Source organism: Bacillus cereus group sp. BfR-BA-01523 (assembly GCF_022662615.1).
GTDB lineage: Bacteria > Bacillota > Bacilli > Bacillales > Bacillaceae_G > Bacillus_A > Bacillus_A mycoides.
The window spans coordinates 108,457-130,269 of sequence record NZ_JAKUDX010000006.1 but is presented as its reverse complement, the minus strand read 5'-3'; the positions used below and the strand labels follow the sequence as shown (position 1 = coordinate 130,269).

Below are 21,813 nucleotides of genomic sequence, written 5' to 3'. Positions count from 1 at the left end.
GAATCCTTAAGAATGACAATACAACTTTAGAAATGAGGGATTCCGATGCCATTTTTAGGAAGTGTATATCAAATATTTGGATTATATCCAGAAATTTATTATGGAATGATTTCAGCGGAAATCGCTGAACAACAAATGGAAGAACAGAAAGAACAAGAAAATCAAGAGACTGAATTATAAAACCATGCAGGCTACTCGCCTGCGTGGTTTTTTCGTGTTACAATAAAGCGAATTTTTTAAGGGAGAGAATAAGATGAAATGGATATACTTTATTATTATTAACGTTATAGCATTTAGTATGATGGGGCTTGATAAGCGAAAAGCGAAGAAAAAGCAGTGGAGAACGCCAGAAAGTACGTTGTTTTTATCAGCTGCAGCTGGAGGAGCGGTTGGAGCTTGGATTGGTATGTATATGTTTCATCATAAGACACATAAAAGTAAATTTGTCTTCGGTATTCCAGTGCTCGTTATTATAACAGTAGGAGTGTTTTTATACATATAAGGGATTTGCAAAAGGAATGTCGAAAGAAATGCAGATTGAATATTGGTAAAGTAAGCATGTGAGACTTTATAATGAAGAAAAAAAGAGAAGAGGAGAAAAAGGAAGATGGGGAGTCAAACAGCAGAGCAAAAGCAGGGGATTATATATGCAGCAGGTGCGTATACGATGTGGGGAGTCCTTCCGATTTATTGGAAATGGGTGGAGGAAGTACCGGCAGATGAAATATTAGCGCATCGCATCGTTTGGGCATTTGTTTTTATGTTGTTAGTTTTAGGAGTAACGAAGAGGTTTCGTCAGTTTGGTGGGGAGTTAGTGGCCCTTTTTAAACGACCTAAATTATTAATGTCATTAACAATTGCTTCGGTACTTATTAGTGGAAACTGGTTTGTATACATATGGGCCGTAAATCATAACCATGTAATCGAAGCAAGTCTTGGGTATTATATTAATCCACTTATAAGTATTTTACTTGGTACAGTTGTTTTAAAAGAGAAGCTTAATTTTTGGCAATATGTTGCGGTTGGTTTAGCTGGATTGGGCGTTGTTATTTTAACGATACGTTTCGGATCAATTCCATGGGTCTCTCTTTCACTTGCTTTTTCATTTGGATTATATGGATTAACGAAAAAATTATTAAATTATGATGCAACAATTGGGCTTACGATGGAAACGATGTTAGTGACGCCATTTGCACTTATATATTTGTTTATGACAGGAGTTCATGGCTTTGGTTCGTTCGGTTCTATTTCGGCAATATCAACGTTTCTTTTAATAGGGGCAGGTATTGTTACAGCGTTACCACTCTTTTATTTTGCTAAAGGAGCACAACTTATTCCGCTCTATATGATAGGGTTTTTACAATACATCGCGCCGACTATTAGTTTAATTTTAGGTGTGTTCGTTTTTGGTGAACATTTCACATCTACTCATATGATTGCGTTTTTCTGTATATGGATTGCTTTATTTGTCTTTTCAATGGCGAAAACAAAGTTTCTACTACAGAAGCAACCAAAATTCATTAAAAATAAATCAGCAAAAGTATCATAATGCGTAGTATTTTCTACGCATTTTTCTTTATACTTATATTATATAGAAATTCCATTATAGTCAGTGAGGAGCTGAAAAACATGGAAACAATTTTACATAATGATCCACTTATAGCAGCTATAATTTCTTGGTTTTTAGCACAGTTAACGAAAGTCGTTTTTAAATTAATAAAAACAGGCGAGTTTGATTTTGCTAAGTTCTTTGCTTCAGGTGGAATGCCAAGTTCGCATGCTTCGACTGTTACTGCACTTGCTACAGGTGTCGGAGTGGTGGAAGGTGTGGAGAGTCCAATATTTGCGGTTGCCGCTATTTTTGCCATTATTGTTATGTACGATGCTTCAGGAGTAAGGCTTGCGGTAAGTAAACAAGCGAAAATATTGAATGATTTTTTTCATGGTAGACAAACAGAATATAAAAAGTTAAATGAGCTCGTTGGACATACACCGTATCAAGTTGTTGTTGGTGCACTATTAGGAATTGTTGTCGGGGTTGGGTATTGTTTGTAAGCAGAATGTGTGTAATACACGTTCTGCTTTTCTTTGTTTTCATACATATTTAGATGAGTTTTCGAATATCGTATACGGACTTAGAAAAGGTGGGTGAGCGGTGTGCTACTATATGACAAAGTGCATGAGGAGATAGAGCGGAGAACGACTGCACTTCAAACGATGCAAAGGCAAGACGGAACGTGGCAATTTTGTTTTGAAGGAGCTTTGCTAACGGATTGTCACATGATTTTTTTACTCAAATTATTAGGGCGAAATGACGAAATAGAACCGTTTGTGAAAAGGTTAGTATCTCTTCAAACAAATGAAGGGACTTGGAAATTATACGAAGATGAAAAGGGAGGGAATTTATCCGCGACGATTCAAGCATATGCTGCTTTACTTGCTTCGGAAAAATATTCGAAAGAAGATATGAATATGAGGCGAGCTGAAATGTTTATTAAGGAACATGGGGGAGTTTCTCGTGCTCATTTTATGACGAAATTTTTATTAGCGATTCATGGAGAATATGAATTTCCTGCGCTTTTTCACTTTCCAACGCCAATCTTATTTTTACAAGATGACTCCCCCCTCAGTATATTTGGGCTAAGCAGCTCAGCGCGTATACATTTAATTCCGATGATGATTTGTATGAATAAGAGATTCCGTGTAGAGAAAAAGTTATTGCCAAATTTAAATCATATTGCAGGCGGGGGTGGGCAATGGTTTCGAGAGGAGCGGTCTCCGCTGTTTCAATCGTTGTTAGGTGATGTGAAAAAGGTAATATCTTATCCATTATCGTTACATCATAAAGGATACGAAGAAGTAGAGCGCTTTATGAAGGAGCGTATAGATGAAAATGGAACATTATATAGTTACGCCAGTGCTACGTTTTATATGATTTATGCTTTGCTTGCATTAGGGCACTCTATTCAGTCTCCAATTATTGAGAAAGCTGTGACAGGATTAAAATCTTATATATGGAAGATGGACAGAGGAAGTCATTTGCAAAATTCTCCTTCTACCGTATGGGATACCGCTTTACTTAGCTATTCATTGCAAGAAGCTAAAGTTACAAATGAAAATAAGATGATTCAAAGGGCGACGGAGTATTTATTGCAAAAACAACAAACTAAAAAGGTAGATTGGAGCGTACATGCATCATCACTTGTAGCTGGCGGTTGGGGATTTTCAGATGTTAATACGACGATCCCTGATATAGACGATACTACAGCTGCCCTTAGAGCGTTAGCGCGAAGTAGAGGGAATGATAGAGTAGATGATGCGTGGGGAAGAGGTGTGGAATGGGTAAAAGGATTGCAAAACAATGATGGAGGCTGGGGAGCTTTTGAACGAGGGGTAACGAGCAAGTTACTATCGAATTTGCCGATTGAAAATGCGAGTGATATGATAACCGATCCGTCCACACCAGATATTACAGGTAGGGTGTTAGAATTATTCGGAACGTATGCACCGAATGAATTGCTTGAAGAGCAAAAAAAGAAAGCTATCAAATGGTTAATGGATGTACAGGAACAGAATGGATCATGGTATGGAAAATGGGGGATATGTTATATATATGGGACATGGGCAACGATGACAGGCTTATGTGCATTAGGAGTGCCTTCTACGCATCCATCGTTGAAAAAAGCAGCTTCATGGCTCGAACATTTGCAGCATGAAGACGGAGGGTGGGGAGAATCCTGTCAAAGTAGTGTAGAGAAAAAATTTATTTCTTTACCTTTTAGTACGCCGTCACAAACAGCGTGGGCACTTGATGCACTCATTTCTTACTACGATCAAGAAACACCGATTATTCGAAAAGGAATTACATATTTGCTCGCGCAGTCTACTATGAATGAAAAATATCCTACTGGTACAGGGTTACCGGGGGGCTTTTATATTCGCTATCATAGTTATGGGCATATATATCCGTTACTTGCTTTAGCGCACTACGTAAAGAAATATAGAAAATAAACCGAGAGATACTCTCGGTTTATTTTGATGGGTAGTAGGTCCCTGTTGAAAAGAATAAGGAACGTTGTAGTTCCTTATTTTTCTGTTGATTGGCGTTTTTGACGTGCATCAGCGGCATTTGCACGTGCGTTTGCTTCTAAGTCATTGTGGTCAGCGAGTTCGCGAGCGAACTCAACATCAATGCCATCGGCAGCTTTGTTTCGATTTACATTCTTTTTTTTCATTCGACACAATCTCCTTGTGTTTTATGCGGCGTTGCAAAGTTAGTTTGACACAAATAGACTTTTTTATACAAAGAGGATTTGGAAAGCATAGAGCCGAAATATACAATATAACTAATAGAAATGGGGGATAGAGATGGAATTGTTGAATGGGAAAACAGCTGTTGTAACGGGTGCTGCGCAGGGGATTGGAAAAGAAATCGCACGAGTTTTTGCAAAACTAGGGGCCAAAGTATTAATTAGTGATGTAAATGAAGAGAAGCTACAAGAAACGACACGTGAATTATCAGATGAAGGGTATGATATAAGTTTATATCGATGTGATGTGAGTAATCAAAATGAAGCGAAGTCGTTAATTGAATATGCGGTGCAAAAATTTGGTACATTACATATTTTAGTGAATAACGCTGGGATTACAAAAGATGCAATGTTACATAAGATGGAGAAATCAGCTTGGGAACAAGTATTACAAGTGAACTTAACTGGCGTTTTTTATTGTATGCAGCCAGCGCTTCTTTATATGAGGCAACAAGGGTATGGGCGGATTATTAATATTTCTTCTATTAGTAGGGAAGGAAATATTGGACAAGCAAATTATGCGGCTACAAAAGCAGGGGTTGTAGGCTTAACAAAAACAGCAGCGAAAGAGGTTGGAAGTTTTGGTATTACGTGTAATGCGATTTGTCCAGGGTTTATGGATACTGATATGACAAAAACAATACCGGATAAAGTAAAAGAGAAAATGGTTGGAGCGATTCCAGTTGGAAGAATCGGAACGCCGGAAGATATTGCAAACGCAGCTGCCTTTTTAGCATCAGAGTATGCGTCTTACATTACAGGAGAGGTATTAAATGTGAGCGGTGGGTTGCAAGTGTAAATGAATACATAATGAAAAGAACCTGACCGAGTAGGTCAGGTTCCTTCTCGTTAATTTAAGTTAATCCAAACGCTCTTCACTTCTGTATAGTTGTTCAGCGCGTAAGATCCCATTTCGCGGCCAAGACCGGATTGTTTAAATCCTCCAAATGGAGATGCTGCATCAAAGACGTTATAACAGTTTACCCATACAGTACCAGCACGTACTTTACTTGCAACATAGTGTGCTGTTTTAACATTTTCTGTCCACACACCAGCCGCTAAGCCGAATTGTGATTTATTTGCACGTTCAATTACTTCATCAATATCGTTAAAAGGTATTGCAGAAATAACTGGACCGAAAATTTCTTCTTTTGCGATCGTCATTTCGTCATTTACGTCAGCGAATACTGTAGGAGAAACGAAGTAGCCTTGATCGAATGGATTACTTCCTCCGCAAAGTACTTCAGCGCCTTCTTCAATCCCTTTTTCAATGTAGCTCATTACACGTTTTTGTTGTTCTTCGGAAACGAGAGGACCGATTGTTGTTTCAGGGTTAAGACCGACACCTTGATTTAGTTTTTTAGAATAGAGGACGAGATCAGCCATGACATTATCATACATTTTCTTTGGAATAAATAAGCGTGATCCAGCAGAGCATACTTGTCCTTGGTTAAACATAACACCAGAAAGTGCACCAGGAATCGCGCGAGATAAGTCGGCGTCTGGTAAAATAATGTTCGGTGATTTACCGCCAAGCTCTAAAGTAACACGTTTCAATGATTCAGATGCTTGTCGCATAATTTGTTTACCGACTGGAGTAGAACCAGTAAATGCAATTTTATCAACGAGTGGATGATTAACAAGTGCTTGTCCAGCTGATTCACCGAATCCAGGAACGATATTAATAACACCTTTTGGGAATCCAGCTTCTTCAATTAATTCAGCTAAGTATAGAGCGGATAGTGGAGTTTGTTCTGCAGGTTTTAAAACGATTGTACATCCTGTAGCAAGCGCAGCTCCCATTTTCCACATTGCCATAAGAAGTGGGAAGTTCCAAGGGATAATTTGACCGACGACACCGACAGCCTCATGGCGTGTATAGTTAAAGTAATCACCGGAAACAGGAATTGTTTGACCAACAATTTTCGTCGCCCAGCCAGCATAATAGCGCATATGCTCAATTGCAAGTGGTATGTCTGCCGCCATTGTTTCACGGATTGGCTTTCCGTTATCTAACGTTTCGAGCTGTGCGAGCTCTTCTTTATGCTCTTCCATTAAATCAGCGAGCTTGTACATAAGACGGCTGCGTTCAGCAGTGCTCATGCGTGACCAAGGACCTTCATCGAAAGCCATTCGAGCAGCTACCACAGCTTTATGAATGTCTTCGCGACCAGCTTCAGCAACGATAGCGAGTGTTTCACCAGTTGCTGGGTTAGGCGTTTTAAATGTTTTTCCGGAAGCGCTTTCAATGAACGCTCCGTTCACATATAGTTTCTTTGTGCCTTGAAGAAATTTCTCTACCTTTTCATGAAGATTTACAGCTAGTTGACTCATTGTATAACCCCCTTGAAAATATAATTTAAACGCAGTACGAGACGGCGTTTATTCCGAAATCAAGGATGTGGGAACTAGATGAAAAGCCTCTACTTAAAATCATAAATAAAAAATGCTGAAAATTCAAATTTCATTTTCGTTACAATTGTAAAAAATATGTAATGAAACATTGTATTCTATATAATTACAAAAAATCCTGCGCGTTTTTGTTTTCTAGTAGGAAAAACTAGAAAAACAGTGGTACAATTATACATCGTGAGAGGAGGGGGAAAATGAAGAATTATCATGATGATCCGCGCTTTCGAGTTGCCCATAGAGAAGCGTTAATTGGTCTTGGATTAGCTATTATTAATTTTATAATATGGTATGGATTTGCCTATGGGCTTGGAAGTAAGGATCCGAGTGAATATACATATGTATTAGGTTTTCCAGCATGGTTTTTTTATAGCTGTATCGTTGGATTTATCGTAATGGTTATTTTGCTTATTTTAGTTGTTCGTTTTTTATTTCAAGATATTTCACTCGATGAGGAAGAAAAAAGTGAGGAATGATAGATGAATTGGTATGTAATAATCCCAATGATAATTTCTTTTATCGTTGTGTTTTTAATTGGTGTATATGCATCAAGACGTGTACAAGCAACCGCTAATAATAAATTTTTACAAGAATATTTTCTTGGTGGGCGTGAACTTGGTGGCTTATTATTAGCTATGACGATGATTGCTACGTACGGTAGTGCAAGTAGCTTTATCGGCGGGCCTGGTATTGCTTACAATATGGGTCTTGGCTGGGTGCTGTTATCAGCGATTCAAGTTGTAACAGGATATATCGTTTTAACGGTTATTGGTAAAAAGTTTGCTATTATCGCTAGAAAGATGGAAGCAATTACGCTTATTGATTATTTAAAGGGCAGATACAATAATAAAGCGGTAGTTGTTCTTTCTGCGTTATGTATTATAATCTTTTTGTTCTCAGCAACAGTAGCCCAGTGGGTTGGCGGAGGACGATTAATTGAGTCGCTAACAGGACTTTCCTACACAACGGCACTATTTTTATTTACATTTTCTGTACTTGTGTATGTGTTAATTGGTGGATTTCGTGCAGTCGCTTTATCAGATACGTTATTAGGAATCATTATGTTAGTCGGAACAACAATCATTTTAATTGCTACTGTCATTGCTGGTGGCGGAGTTGAAAAGATTATGCAGGAACTTATTCAAATTAATCCGAATTTAATAACACCGTTCGGAGCGGATGGAAGTTTAACGAAATCATATGTCACATCATTTTGGATTTTAATTGGGATTGGTGTCGTTGGATTACCGCAAATTAGTGTGCGTGCTATGTCTTATAAAAATTCAAAAGCTATGCACCAAGCATTAATCATTGGAACGGTTGTCGTCGGTACGATTATGATTGGTATGCATTTAACAGGTGTGTTTGCAAGAGTAGTCCTTCCAGGCATAACGGTACCAGATAAAGTAATGCCGCTACTCGCGATGGAAGTGTTGCCACCTTGGTTAGCTGGAGTTTTCTTAGCTGCACCAATGGCAGCGATAATGTCTACTGTGAACTCATTATTATTACTTGTAAGTTCGTCAATTATTAAAGATATATATGTGAACTACATAAATAAAGATGCCGCGGATAGTACGATAAAGAAAGGTAGCCTATTGATTACTGGTATCGTAGGATTACTCGTATATGCTGCCGCTATTAAGCCACCAGACTTTTTAATTTGGTTAAATTTATTTTCTTTCGGTGGTTTAGAAGCAGCGTTCATTTGGCCGATTGTGTTAGGTTTATATTGGAAAAAAGGAAATGCAACTGGAGCTCTCGCATCTATTTTAGTTGGAGTAGGTTCCTATATGTTTATTCACCTTTGCTACCCTAATCCATTCGGTATACATACAGTTGTTTTCCCGATTTGCTTTGCATTTATCTCTTATATAATTGGTAGTATGGTTACGATGAAAAAAGTAGCATAAAAATATAGAAAAACGTAGGGATTTCTAATATGAAGTTCCTACGTTTTTTGTTTATACAAAATTTATCTTTTTCATTCTGTATTCCGTCATGTATTCATAAAGTAATAACAATTGATGGGATGGAGTTGAGGTCTATGAAAAAAATATTATTTTTAGGAGACCCAGGAATTGATGACTCTTTAGCAATTATGTATGGATTATTGCATCCTGATATTGATATTGTTGGAGTAGTAACTGGATATGGGAATGTAACGCAGGAAAAGGCGACGAGTAATGCGGCGTATTTATTGCAAATAGCTGGCAGGGAAGATATACCTGTTATTAATGGTGCTAAAATACCTTTGTCTGGTGATTTTGTGACGTATTATCCAGAAATTCACGGCGTAGATGGCTTAGGACCTATTAAACCCCCAAAAGCTTTTTCACCAAATATAAAACCCTTTTGTGCATTTTTCGATATTCTTGAAAAGTATAAAGGAGAATTAATTATTGTTGATGCTGGTAGGTCAACAACATTGGCAACAGCTTTTATTTTAGAAAAACCGATGATGAAGTATGTGAAAGAATATTATATAATGGGCGGTGCGTTCTTAATGCCTGGAAATGTTACACCAGTCGCAGAGGCGAATTTTCATGGTGATCCTATTGCGTCACAATTAGTTATGCAAAATGCAAAAAATGTGACAGTAGTGCCGCTTAACGTTACATCCGAAGCAATTATTACACCAGAGATGGTAAAATATATTACGAAAAACTCTAAAACAAGTTTTAATAAGTTAATCGAACCGATATTTACGTATTATTATAAAGCTTATAAAAAGTTAAATCCCAAAATAACAGGTAGTCCAGTACATGACGTTGTTACAATGATGGTAGCGGCAAATCCATCTCTTTTAGATTACGTGTATCGTCGTGTTGATGTAGATACGGTTGGAGTTGCGAAAGGGGAAAGTATCGCTGATTTTCGCCCGCAACCTGAAGCAAAAGCGTTGAAAAATTGGGTTAAAATTGGCTGGTCTTTACATTATAAAAAGTTTCTAGAGGATTTTGTGAAAATTATGACGTAGACATAATAGGAACATACAAGTTAAAATAATGGAGATGATTATTTAAATAATCATCTCCATTATGTTGTTTTTAAAAGATAAATAGAGAAGAGTTACACAATAGGAGAGGAATTTTACTTGAAAAAAACTATAGTATGCGCAGTGGTTGTGGGTATTTTTGTTTTGCTAATATCAGGTAACTTTTTAGTGAAAAAAGTTTGGAGTTCAAATAATGATGATGCGGAATATATAGCATCCTTTATTGAAGAACATAAAGATGAAAAAAATAGCGCGCTTCTAGTAAAGAGAAATGATAAAGTTGTTTATTCTGTAAATCCAAATGTTGTATTGCCAGTTGCTAGTACGATGAAATTAATTGTGGCGCTTGAATATACGAAACAAGTTACCGAAGGGAAAATTGATCCGTCTAGTTTCGTCTCAATTAATGATGTGAATCGTTATTATGTACCAAATACAGATGGTGGTGCACAAGACAGGTGGCAAAATTATTTGCAAAAAACAGGGAAGATAACTGAAGGAGCGGTTTCTTTAGAAGAAGTTGCAAAAGGAATGGTTAAGTTCAGTTCAAATGCAAATACTGAATATTTAATGGAATTGTTAGGGCTAGATAACATTAATCGAAATTTACAAAGCTTATCGCTCCCTGCACACCAACCACTATTTCCGATTGTTTCATCATTATATATTCCAGGATATTTGCATAAAGAATTACATGTTCCAAAATATAAAATAGAGAAAAAGTTAAAAGAAATGTCCCAAGAGCAATATCGAGAGTATGCCATGATTATTCATGAACGCTTAAAAAAGAAGGGACCATTATTACAGAAGGAAATTCCTCTTTATTTAGAGGAACGATACGACAAAATTTGGTCGGATAGATTGCCTGCTGCTTCGGCAAATGATTATATGGTATTGCTTCAAAAGGCAAATCATAAGGGTGGTCTTACAGAAGCTGAAGAAAAAGTGTGGGCGAATATCGTTGAAACAGATATGAGCGCAAAGAAATATCGTAAAACATTCAGGCATGCTGGACAAAAGAATGGTTATACACCATGGACGGTAACTAAAGCAGTTTATGCAATGGATAAACGCGGAAACTGTACAGAAATTGTTTTCTTAGCAAATAATTTAAATGAAGATGACAGTGCTGAAATACGTAAACACTTAGCAAATTTACATTTCCAAGTGTTGCAAAGTGATAAGTATGATGCGACTTTTATTAAATAAACTCGGTGCTATAAGCACCGAGTTTATTTTTACGTACAAGCACTTTTTTGCCATCCCTGGGTATGATGGGTAGTAATACTTAGGTGAGAGGGGAAAAGGTGATGAAACAGAGTAAAGAAGAGTTTATAAAGAGTGAAGGCGCTGATTTCCCTGGGAAAACATATGTGGATTGTGTATTACAGCATGTATTTGATTTTCAACGCAATTATTTATTGAAAGATATGTTTCAAGTGCATAGGGCACATATTATTATGTTAACTGAAGAAAAGTTGATGAAAAGAGAAGAAGCTAAAGTTATACTAGCAGCACTTAAAAAGGTAGAGGCAATTCCCAAGGATAGATTATTATATACGGAGCAGCATGAAGATCTTTTTTTCTTAGTTGAACATTTGCTTTCTCAAGAAGCAAAGTGTGAATTTGTAAGTAATATGCATATCGGTAGAAGTAGAAATGATATGGGTGTAACGATGTATCGCATGAGTTTACGGCAATTTGTATTGCGGTTAATGGAACATCATTTATTGCTGCAAGAAAGTATGCTGGAGCTCGCCAGTGAACATATGGAAACAATTATGCCCGCGTATACACATACCCAACCAGCGCAGCCGACAACATTTGGTCATTATGTTTTGGCAATTTACGATACGATGCAACGAGATTTAGAAAGAATGAAAAAAGCGTATCATCTTTTAAATCATTCTCCAATGGGGGCAGCTGCCCTTTCTACAACAAGCTTCCCAATTAAGCGAGAACGAGTGGCGCAGTTACTTGGGTTTACAAATGTAATTGAGAACTCATATGATGCTGTTGCTGGAGCGGATTATTTATTAGAAGTTAGCTCGTTACTAATGGTAATTATGACGAATACGAGTAGGTGGATTCATGATTTTTTACTATTAGCGACGAAAGAATATGATGGGATTACTGTAGCGAAGCCATATGTGCAAATAAGTAGTATTATGCCGCAAAAACGAAATCCTGTTTCAATAGAACATGCCCGTGCTATTACGAGTAGTGCTTTAGGGGAAGCATTTACTGTATTTCAAATGATTCATAATACACCATTTGGCGATATTGTCGATACGGAGGATGACTTGCAGCCGTATTTATATAAAGGAATCGAAAAGGCGATTCGTGTTTTTTGTATGATGAACGCAGTTATTCGAACGATGAAAGTAGAAGAGGAAACGTTAAAAAGTCGTTCATATAAACACGCGATTACGATTACAGATTTCGCAGATGTTTTAACAAAAAACTATGAAATACCATTTCGGCATGCACATCATGCAGCAAGTGCGATTGCGAATATGTCATTGGAGCAGAAAAAGGAGTTACATGAATTAAATTTCAAAGATATAAATGTATACTTACAAGAAAATTTGAAAGTAAATTTATTAGAAGAAGAGTGGAAAGAAATTATATCGCCAGAAGCTTTTATTCAAAAAAGAAATGTATATGGTGGACCGAGTAAAAAAGAGATGGAGCGTATGATTAAAAATCGAAAAGAGTCATTTCAAAAAGAAGAAGAGGTATTTGAAAAGGAAAAACAAAGAATTTTACAAGCTGAAAATGATTTGAATACGTTAGCTTCGAATATTATTGAATCGTAAAAGAAGGATTTAATGAATTAATCGCCAATACTTAATTTAAATATAAATCGAGGGAAGAGATTATCGATGATTCAACTACATGTATATGAAGAGATTCTTAATTTTACAGAAGAGGTTACACCATTTTTAGAGAAGAATGAGCAGGAAAATAATCTCATATTAGGTGTATTACAAATGGTCCAAGAACCGATATTTATAGGAGTAGCAAAACAAGAGGAAGAAATTGCAGCTGTATTTCTTCAAACAGAAGAAAAGAAACAAATAATTGTTGCTACGTCTGAGATTTCGGCAGTAGCTATTAAGGAACTTGCAAAAGAGTTAACGAAAGTATATCCAAATATTCCTGGATTGATTGGTAATAAAAAAATCGTACAGAAATTAGCGGAAGAGATTGCAGTGTTAGAGAATAAGAAAACTAATATTGCAATGGAGCAAGGTATATATGAATTAAAACAAGTAAAGAAAAAGTGGAACGGAGATGGAATCTTTCGAGAAGTAAGTAGTGATGAGCTAACATTAATAGAGCAGTGGATATATCAATTTTGCGAAGATGTGAAGCTTCCTACTACGAAAGAAGAAGCGAAACAAACTGCTCATACATTAATTACTAATCATCGTCTATTTGGTTTAGAAGTAGACGGGAAGATTGTTTCTGTAGCTGCAAAAACGAGACCGACTACAAACAATATAACAGTTAATTTCGTATATACACCGAAAGAAGCTCGGAAAAAAGGGTACGCATCTAGTTGTATCGCTGCACTTAGTCAACGTATGTTAGATGAAGGCTACAAAACAACGACATTATATACGGACCTGGCAAATCCAACATCAAATAAAATTTATCAAGAGATTGGTTATGAGAAGATGATGGAGTCTGTACTCATATTTTTAGAGAAATAGAATGAAAAGGCACGCTATTATAGCGTACCTCTTTGTTATTCATCAATTCGAATTACTTCACCCTGCGGGAAATTCTCAGTTTCTAGTAAGTTACGAATAGCTTTCGCAACATATTCAGGTGACAGTAGCTTTCCTTCTTCTTTTAATGCGGTGAATCGATCTAAGTTAATAAAGTCTTCCTTATTTGTTTCACGAATTTGTGCTTGCATATTTGTATCAACAACACCAGGTGCGAAAGCGACAGTTTTTACAGGATATTCTTTCTCCACTTCTTCAGTAGCTACGCACTGTGTAAACATATTTACACCGGCTTTCGTTGTACAATAAGCTCCCCATCCGAAATAAGGATTTTTTCCTGCGCCAGATGAAATATTTATAACGCGTTTATCTACTTTCCAGTCTTTCGTATGTTTCATGAAAGCGGAAGTAAGGATCATCGGTGCAAGTAAATTAATGTGAACGTTCGTAATGAATTGGTCGCTTTCTGCTTTTTCAATCGGCTTCATAGGTGCAACTGTACCCGCATTATTAATTAAATGAATAGAAGATACATTGTCTTCTTTAATAGATGAAATGATTTCGTTAAAGTTAGTTTCTAAATTATGTACATCTTGAAGATCTAAGGGATGGAAAATGCATTTGCTGTTATATTGTTCTGCGAGTTTAGTAAGCTCTTTATTTTCTCTTCTAGAAATAGAGATGATACTCGTGTTTTCTTCTAACAATTGGGCGGCGATTGCCTCACCTAAACCTTGTGAAGTTCCTGTTACGATAACGTAGCGCATAGTGTAATAAACTCCTCTCCATATATGTGGAATTTTGTTGGACAACGTACGTTGCATAGTTTGTCTACATTTTATAGTATAGAGCACTTTTTACTATAAATGAAATGAGATGATTATGTGCCTTTTATGAATCGCTTTACAACGACAGTACCTGGTGCAGTCACGTTCACTGGGAATACGTTAGGGCTTAGCCCTACATCGCCTGCGCCAGGTAATATTTTTGGTACACTTGCTGTATTTACAACGGTAAATACAGCGCTACAAGTACCAGGATTCCCAGCAGGAACAACGGATGAATGGCAATTGAATTCTTCAAGTGCAATTTTAAATCTTCCGGCGGGGAGTAGTGTGTTATATGCGGAATTAGTTTGGGCTGGTACTTACCGGACTGATACGGAAGATGTTTTACCGTTTTTAAATGATGATATTACATTTACAACACCATCAGGGACGTTTGCTGTTACGCCAGATCCCGCTACCGCGCAGCAAGGTTCAGTAGGAAAGCAGTTTTATTATGCTCGCTCTGCTAATGTAACGAATCTTGTAAGTGCAGGTGGGGCAGGCGCATATACAACAGGTGCCGTGCCAGCTGCAAGAACTTCAGCTGATCCAACAATCAGTCGTTCTGCTGGTTGGACACTTGAGGTTGTTTATCAAAATGCAAGTTTACCACTTCGGAATTTGTCAGTATATGCAGGCCAAGAAATTATCGATGCTTCATCCCCGCCAGTTGATGCTACTATTTCAGGGTTTGCTACTCCGGCTACAGGAGCTGTTACAGGAAGAGTGCTCGTAACTGTTCAAGAAGGAGATTCTAACATTTCTGGAGATCAACTTCGCTTTGGTCCGAATGCAAACGCTACAGTTGCATTATTCGGACCGAGAAATCCCGCAAATAATTTCTTTCAGTCTCAAATTTGTAATGATATTGGGGAATTAGATACAACCGGGACGTTTGGAGATTTGAATCAGCCGTTAGGGATAGCTTTGGCCGTTCGAAGACAAGGGTGGGATATTACAAACGTAGATGCTTCATCGTCATTAGTTAATAATCAAACTTCAGCAACTGTTCGTTTCGTTACAAATGGTGATGGTTATGCGGCAGCTGGTTTTGGTGTTCAAATTGATGCGACGGGGCCGATTATAAATCCTGTTAAATCAGTTGATAAAACAGTTGCAGGAATAGGAGATATTCTCACCTATACGATTACCGTTCTGAATACAGGAACAGGAAGTGCAGAAAACGTTGTATTACAAGATAGTATTCCGAACGGAACAACATTTATAGCTGGTAGTGTAACAGTAGGTGGAGTAACACAACCGAGTGCGAATCCCGCGAGTGGGATAAATTTAGGTACAATCCCAAATAACACGCAAAGAATTGTTACATTTCAAGTTCGAATAACATCGTTTCCGAACCCAAATCCTATTTCAAACCATGCAATGGTGTCGTACCAATTCCGTCCTTTCGTCGGAAGTCCTCCTATCACAAGTACAGCTTCTTCAAATACAGTACAGACGACGGTAAACCGTGCAAATCTAAGTTTGCAAAAATCTGTAGATCTACAGACGGCAACACTTAATGACATATTAACGTACACAGTGAATGTCACGAACAATGGGAATGTCGCTGCAAATAATGTTATTTTTGTCGATAGTATACCTGCTGGAACAATGTTTGTAACAAATAGTGTTACGGTAAATGGAGTAGCTCGACCAGGAGCGAATCCCGCAAGTAGTATTAATCTTGGAAGTATTAATGCTTCGCAAACGACTGTAGTACGCTTTCAAGTTCGAGTGACATCTAATCCTCTTGTAAATCCAATCCCGAACCGTGCAAGTGCAACGTTTAACTTTATTCCGGTTCCTGGTCAACAACCAGTTTCAGGCCAAGCGACAAGTAATACAGTATTTACTACAATAAATATAGCTGATATAAGAACGAGAAAAACAGTGGATAAAGCTTTTGCGACGGTTAACGACGTTCTTACGTATACCGTTACAATTGAAAATACAGGAAATGTATTGGCGACGAACGTTATTTTTCAAGATCCAATCCCAATTGGAACGACTTTTATACCAAATAGTGTAACTGTTGATGGAGTTTCGCAACCTGGGGCAAATCCAGCGACTGGTTTTACGGTAGCGAATATATCTCCAGGTGGAAGTAGAACGGTGACTTTTCAAGTACGAGTTACATCTACCCCATCAGGAGGCACGATTGCGAATCGCGGTAATGTATCTGCTAATTTCGTCGTTATTCCGAATCAACCGCCAGTAACGATTAATAGGCAAACGAATACCGTTGTAACACAAGTTAATACAGGTGGTTTAAATGTAATAAAAGAAGTGAATACAACGCAAGCAGCAGTAGGGGATACTTTAACGTATACGATTTCCGTTCAAAATACAGGAAACGTTCCGCTAACAAATGTATTTTTCCAAGACCCTATTCCTTCTGCTGTTTCATTTGTTGCAAATTCTGTAACAATTAATGGAGTACCGCAAAGTGGATTGGATCCGAATCCAGGATTTTCTCTTCCAAATATTCCTGCGGCTCAGACAGTTGTAGTCACATTTGACGTATTAATTGTACAGGATCCAGAAAATGAAGATATTTTAAATCAAGCAAATGTAACAGCAAGTTTTCAAGTGAATCCGAGTGAACCACCAGTAACAATTAATGTTCCTAGTAACATTGTTAACACAACTGTACAATCGGGGAATTTTGAAGTTGTGAAAGCAGTCAATACGGATGTTGCAACGGTAGGGGATGTTTTAGTATATACAATCGAAATCATAAATGCAGGTAGTGTACCAGCGACAAATGTATTTTTCCAAGATTCAATTCCGCAAGGGACATTATTTATTGAAAACAGTGTATTAGTTAATGGTGTTTTACAAGAAGGAGCAGATCCAGAACTTGGATTCCCACTAAATAATTTGCCTACTGGCGCAAGTGTAATTGTTTCGTTTGAAGTATTAATTGATGAAATTCCCCAAGGAAATAATGTCGTAAATAATGCGAATGTAACTGGAGATTTCCTTGTAAATCCAACAGAGCCACCCATTACTGTAACAGTACCAAGTAATACTGTTATGACAGTTGTGAATTCTTCAGGGCTAAATGTAATGAAGAGCGTAAGTGCTAGTGAAGCCGGTGTAGGAGATACGTTAACGTATACAGTTCGTATACAAAATAGTGGAACAGTAGCAGCGACAAATGTATCATTCCTTGATCCGATTCCATCTGGAACAACGTTTGTTGCGAATAGTGTAACAATAAACGGGATATCTCAACCTGGTTTAGATCCGACAACTGGATTTCCGCTTGCTAATATTCCGGTAGGTACGATGGTAACAGTTACTTTCCAAGTGTTAATTACAAGTGTACCATCAAATAGAGTTCTTCCGAATAATGCGAATGTCACTGCTGATTTCCAAGTAAGTCCTCTCCAGCCACCAATTACAATTGTAACGATTAGTAATATTGTTGTGACGCGAGTGAATGTAGGATCACTTAATGTAATGAAGAGTGTAAATACACCACAAGCAGGTATAGGAGATACGTTAAGGTATACGATTCTTATTCAAAATACAGGAACTGTTCCTGCAACAAATATCATTTTTCAAGATCCAATCCCAACTGGAGCTACATTTGTAGCGAATAGTGTAACGATAAATGGAGTTGTTCAGCAAGGCGCGAATCCTATGACAGGTTTTCCAGTACCAAATATTCCAGTCGGGCAAACCGCTACAATTACGTTTCAAGTTACAGTGACGAGTGTTCCAAGTGGAGGGAATATAAGAAATCAATCGAACGTTACTGCAAGCTTCCTTATAAATCCGGCAGGACCTCCTATAACGACTGTTACGAATAGTAATTTTGTAGTGACACAGGTAAATACGGCACAGTTAAATATACAAAAATCTTCATCTGTACAACAAGCAGCACTTGGAGAGACTTACACGTATTCTGTTGTCATTCGAAATAATGGCACAGTACTAGCGACGAATGTTTCTTTCATTGATCCGATTGCAACAGAAACAACATTTGTCGCAAATAGTGTAACGATAAATGGAACGCCTCAACCTGGCTTTGACCCAAATGCTGGTTTCCCGCTCCCTAATATCGCAGCTGGAACATCATTGACAGTAACGTTCCAAGTTACGGTAGTTGCACCGTCTACACGTGGAGCAGTACTAAACACAGCATCTGCTACAGCCACTTTTTTATTAAATCCTTTACAACCGCCTGTAACAACGACAAATTCAAGTAATACGACAGTAGTTACAATACCGTTACCTCCTCCTGGTGAAGTAACAGCAACAAAAACTGTAAATGTTGCTGCTGGAGCTGTTGGAGATGTATTAACGTATACCGTTCTAATAACGAATGTAGGAATTATACCTGTTACAGATGTACTCTTCCAAGATGTCATTCCAGAAGGATCAACATTTGTCGCAAATAGTGTAACGATAGGTGGAATACAGCAACTTGGTGTAAATCCTGAAATAGGATTTACAGTTACTCCGTCATTAAATGCTGGTGGAAGTATTACGGTAACATTCCAAGTGACGATTACAGAGATTCCAGATAATGAAGTCATATTAAACGATGCTGACGTTACATTTACTTCACAACCAAATCCGCAGGAACCACCGATTACGCAAACGATATTAACAAATTTAGTCGTTACGACGATTAATATAGCGTCTATTTTTCCATTAAAACTAGTAGATAAAGAGGCAGCAACGGTTGGAGAAATATTAACTTACGATGTATTAATTTTTAACTTTGGAACAGTGCCGGCAACAAATGTTCAATTTCTTGATTCTAGTACGAGTGGTGTAGCATTTGTTCCAGGAAGTGTGAGTATAAACGGAATACCAGAGCCTGGATTAGATCCGTTCATAGGCTTTACAGTTCCAGATATACCTGTAGGTGATTTTGTACTTGTCACATACCAAGAGATGGTAACGAGCATACCTCAAGGTGGAACAGTAGTTAACTTTGTGGATGTTACGGCTACATTTGCTGTAAGTGGAACAGAGCCGCCTATTACTGAAACAACGACAAGTAACACGACATTAACGAAAATAAATGAATCTGGTTTGAATGTTTTAAAATCAGTAAGTCAGCCGGTTGTTGCAGTAGGAGATACAATCACATATACAACAGTAGTTCAAAATACGGGAACAGTGACAGCGACGAATGTTCAATATAGTGATGTATTACCTTCCTCTATAACATTCATACCGAACAGTGTAACGATAGACGGTGTGTTACAACCTGGATTCAATCCTAATAATGGATTCCCGCTTCCAGATATAAATCCAGGTGAAAGTGTAGAAATAACCTTCCAAGTAACCGTCGTCAGTGTGCCATCAAACGGAACGATTGCCAATACGGCAAATGTGACTGGAAGCTTTATATTAGTACCAGGAGAACCACCAGTTATAGTAAACCAACCAAGCAATACAACACTCACAACTGTAAATAGAGGACGATTTAATGTTATAAAACAGGTGAACAGGGCTGCGACTCTCGTTGGCGATGTATTAACGTATACAGTGCAAATAACGAATACGGGAACAGTAACAGCTAACAATGTTCAGTTTATTGATACGATTTCAGCAGGAGCGTCATTTGTCCCAAATAGTGTAACGGTAAATGGAACTCCGCAACCTGGTTTAAATCCGATTACTGGGTTTGGAATTGGCGATATACTTGTTGGCAATACGACTATAGTGACGTTCCAAGCGACAGTGACAAATATTCCATCTTCAGGAACGATAACGAATGTTGCAAATATAACAGGAAGTTTTACTTTAGTACCAGGAGAACCACCAGTTGTAGTAACAGAGCCGAGTAATACGACAATAACAAGGGTAAATAGAGGGCGATTCAATGTTATAAAAACTGTCAACAAACAGGCGACACGATTAGGAGATACGTTAACGTATAGTGTGCAAGTTACAAATACAGGAACGGTAACAGCGACAAATGTGCAATTTATTGACGTTCCATCACCTAGTTTAGAATTCGTTCCAGGGAGTGTACAGATAAATGGGATTCCGCAAGTAGGTTTAGATCCTTTTGTAGGCTTTTCATTACCGGATCTCCCAGTAGGAGATAGTGTACTCATAACGTTTGAAGTAACTGTAATCTCAATCCCGCCTTCTAATAGCATTATGAATTCGGCGAGTGTAACGGGTAGTTTTGAACTTATTCCAGGAGAACCACCGTTTACAATTACGAGTTCGAGTAATACGACAGTAACTCCAGTAAATAGAGGCAGTTTAGATATGCTAAAAGAAGTAGATCATCCAATTGTTGGAGTAGGAGAAACGGTAACGTATACTGTTCGTATATTAAATACTGGTACGGCTGATGCGATGAATGTTCAATTTATAGACGTGTTATCTCAGGAAGCTGATTTTGTCCCAAATAGTGTAACGATAAATGGAATGCCACAGCCGGGGTTAAATCCACAGATTGGATTTACGATACCAGATATCCCAGTCGGTGAAACGGCGATTGTAACATATGAAGCTACAATTACAAGTTTTCCAGATGGTGGTACAGTAGTGAACGTTGCTGGGGCATCGGCAGAATATATTTTAGTACCAGGAGAGCCACCAGTTACAGTGATGGACACAAGTAATACAGTTATTGTAACGGTAAATACTGCAATTTTATTTGTTGCAAAAGGAGCGGATTTTGAAGTAGCAATGGTAGGAGATGTTGTCACTTACGGAATTGCTGTTATAAATGATAGTACAGTTCCTGTGACGAATATTATTTTAACAGACATCATTGACCCAAATACGTTATTTATAAATGGCACGGTAACAGTAAATGATGTACCTTTTCCATTTGCCAATCCGAATACTGGTATCCCTTTAGGTAATTTTCAGCCAAATGATGCAGCGATTATTAATTTCCAAGTTGTAATAACAGGAGGGCAAATAAATAATTTAGTTACAAATACAGCTACATCGAATGGGCTTGCAACTGTAAATCCTAATGAGCCGCCAGTAGTAGTTGAAGGCGATAGTAATACAGTTGTTATCCCGTTTATTCCTCAAAATGTTTCAACAACAGTCGTAAAAAGGGCAGATCTTCAATCAGCAACGATAGGCGATGTTATTACGTTTACGACAGTTATTACGAATACGGGGGATACAGCGATACAAAATATTCGTTTTCAAGATATGTTAGATAGTAGTTTTCGATTTGTTCCTGGAAGTGTAACTGTTGATAATACGCCAGTGCCAAATGTAAGCCCAGTATCTGGGTTTCTTATAGGAAGTTTAAATCCAGGTGAAGCACGGACAGTTTCGTTCCAAGTAACAGTTCAGAGTGCACCAAGTGGTTCAGGAAATTATATTAATCAAGCGAGTATTCGCTTCGAACATCAAGTAGGCACAGTATTGCCACCTGTTACACAAATAATAGATAGTAACATAGTTGTCATTCCATTTGTTCCAACGATAGAACAAATTTGTGAAACAAACTTTAATTGTTTAGACAAAATTCCATTTCACTGTTCTCCGTGTAATCAGTTGCGAATAAATAAAAAATAAAC

The 21,813-nt window shown here is 37.7% G+C and carries 16 protein-coding genes; 13 read left to right on the top strand and 3 right to left on the bottom strand.

Annotation, left to right across the window (positions count from 1 at the left end):
- Window positions 1-45 precede the first annotated feature (45 nt).
- From MR066_RS17410 to MR066_RS17390, 5 genes are all read left to right on the top strand, one after another.
- Window positions 46-180: a hypothetical protein gene (locus MR066_RS17410; RefSeq protein ID WP_002014348.1), complete on the top strand. Its 135-nt coding sequence runs from the start codon at window positions 46-48 to the stop codon at window positions 178-180.
- A 73-nt stretch (window positions 181-253) separates the two neighbouring features.
- A complete protein-coding gene (locus MR066_RS17405; RefSeq protein WP_000871335.1) occupies window positions 254-502 on the top strand; it encodes a DUF1294 domain-containing protein in 249 nt (82 codons plus the stop codon).
- Window positions 503-607: 105 nt separating this feature from the next.
- Entirely contained in the window at window positions 608-1,549 is a 942-nt protein-coding gene (rarD, locus tag MR066_RS17400; protein WP_002014350.1) for an EamA family transporter RarD, read from the top strand.
- Window positions 1,550-1,629: 80 nt separating this feature from the next.
- Window positions 1,630-2,055 (top strand): divergent PAP2 family protein, encoded by a 426-nt coding sequence (locus MR066_RS17395; RefSeq protein ID WP_000447809.1) that lies wholly within the window; start codon window positions 1,630-1,632, stop codon window positions 2,053-2,055.
- A gap of 102 nt (window positions 2,056-2,157) precedes the next feature.
- Window positions 2,158-4,011 (top strand): terpene cyclase/mutase family protein, encoded by a 1,854-nt coding sequence (locus tag MR066_RS17390; protein ID WP_242247961.1) that lies wholly within the window; start codon window positions 2,158-2,160, stop codon window positions 4,009-4,011.
- A gap of 74 nt (window positions 4,012-4,085) precedes the next feature.
- On the opposite strand, the gene MR066_RS17385 is transcribed toward MR066_RS17390, so the two are convergent.
- Entirely contained in the window at window positions 4,086-4,235 is a 150-nt protein-coding gene (locus MR066_RS17385) for a YfhD family protein (protein ID WP_002066466.1), read from the bottom strand.
- Between the two features lie 133 nt (window positions 4,236-4,368).
- Here MR066_RS17385 and fabG point away from each other — a divergent pair, with 133 nt between their 5' ends.
- On the top strand, window positions 4,369-5,109 hold the full coding sequence (gene fabG / locus MR066_RS17380) for a 3-oxoacyl-ACP reductase FabG (RefSeq protein WP_242247958.1): 741 nt from the start codon (window positions 4,369-4,371) through the stop codon (window positions 5,107-5,109).
- Window positions 5,110-5,159: 50 nt separating this feature from the next.
- On the opposite strand, the gene dhaS is transcribed toward fabG, so the two are convergent.
- Entirely contained in the window at window positions 5,160-6,644 is a 1,485-nt protein-coding gene (dhaS, locus tag MR066_RS17375; RefSeq protein ID WP_002087742.1) for an aldehyde dehydrogenase DhaS, read from the bottom strand.
- A gap of 272 nt (window positions 6,645-6,916) precedes the next feature.
- Here dhaS and MR066_RS17370 point away from each other — a divergent pair, with 272 nt between their 5' ends.
- The 6 genes from MR066_RS17370 to MR066_RS17345 all read left to right on the top strand — a co-directional run bounded on the left by MR066_RS17370 (window position 6,917) and on the right by MR066_RS17345 (window position 13,436).
- The gene (locus tag MR066_RS17370; RefSeq protein WP_002014357.1) at window positions 6,917-7,195 is read left to right on the top strand and encodes a YhdT family protein; all 279 of its coding nucleotides are present in this window, start codon (window positions 6,917-6,919) and stop codon (window positions 7,193-7,195) included.
- Between the two features lie 3 nt (window positions 7,196-7,198).
- Entirely contained in the window at window positions 7,199-8,632 is a 1,434-nt protein-coding gene (gene panF / locus MR066_RS17365; RefSeq protein ID WP_002087740.1) for a sodium/pantothenate symporter, read from the top strand.
- A gap of 134 nt (window positions 8,633-8,766) precedes the next feature.
- On the top strand, window positions 8,767-9,699 hold the full coding sequence (locus tag MR066_RS17360; protein ID WP_043313738.1) for a nucleoside hydrolase: 933 nt from the start codon (window positions 8,767-8,769) through the stop codon (window positions 9,697-9,699).
- 117 nt (window positions 9,700-9,816) lie between these two features.
- On the top strand, window positions 9,817-10,926 hold the full coding sequence (locus MR066_RS17355; protein WP_002137672.1) for a serine hydrolase: 1,110 nt from the start codon (window positions 9,817-9,819) through the stop codon (window positions 10,924-10,926).
- 101 nt (window positions 10,927-11,027) lie between these two features.
- Complete coding sequence (gene argH, locus MR066_RS17350) at window positions 11,028-12,536, top strand: argininosuccinate lyase (protein ID WP_002137671.1); 1,509 nt, start codon at window positions 11,028-11,030, stop codon at window positions 12,534-12,536.
- 66 nt (window positions 12,537-12,602) lie between these two features.
- Window positions 12,603-13,436 (top strand): GNAT family N-acetyltransferase, encoded by an 834-nt coding sequence (locus MR066_RS17345; RefSeq protein ID WP_043313737.1) that lies wholly within the window; start codon window positions 12,603-12,605, stop codon window positions 13,434-13,436.
- A gap of 35 nt (window positions 13,437-13,471) precedes the next feature.
- Here MR066_RS17345 and MR066_RS17340 read toward each other — a convergent pair whose 3' ends face one another.
- Window positions 13,472-14,221, bottom strand: a complete 750-nt coding sequence (locus tag MR066_RS17340; RefSeq protein ID WP_002137669.1) for a (S)-benzoin forming benzil reductase — start codon at window positions 14,219-14,221, stop codon at window positions 13,472-13,474.
- A 117-nt stretch (window positions 14,222-14,338) separates the two neighbouring features.
- Between MR066_RS17340 and MR066_RS17335 the strand changes: the two genes are divergently transcribed.
- Window positions 14,339-21,811, top strand: coding sequence for a DUF7507 domain-containing protein (locus MR066_RS17335; RefSeq protein WP_242247957.1), 7,473 nt, complete (start codon window positions 14,339-14,341; stop codon window positions 21,809-21,811).
- The last annotated feature ends 2 nt before the right edge of the window (window positions 21,812-21,813 follow it).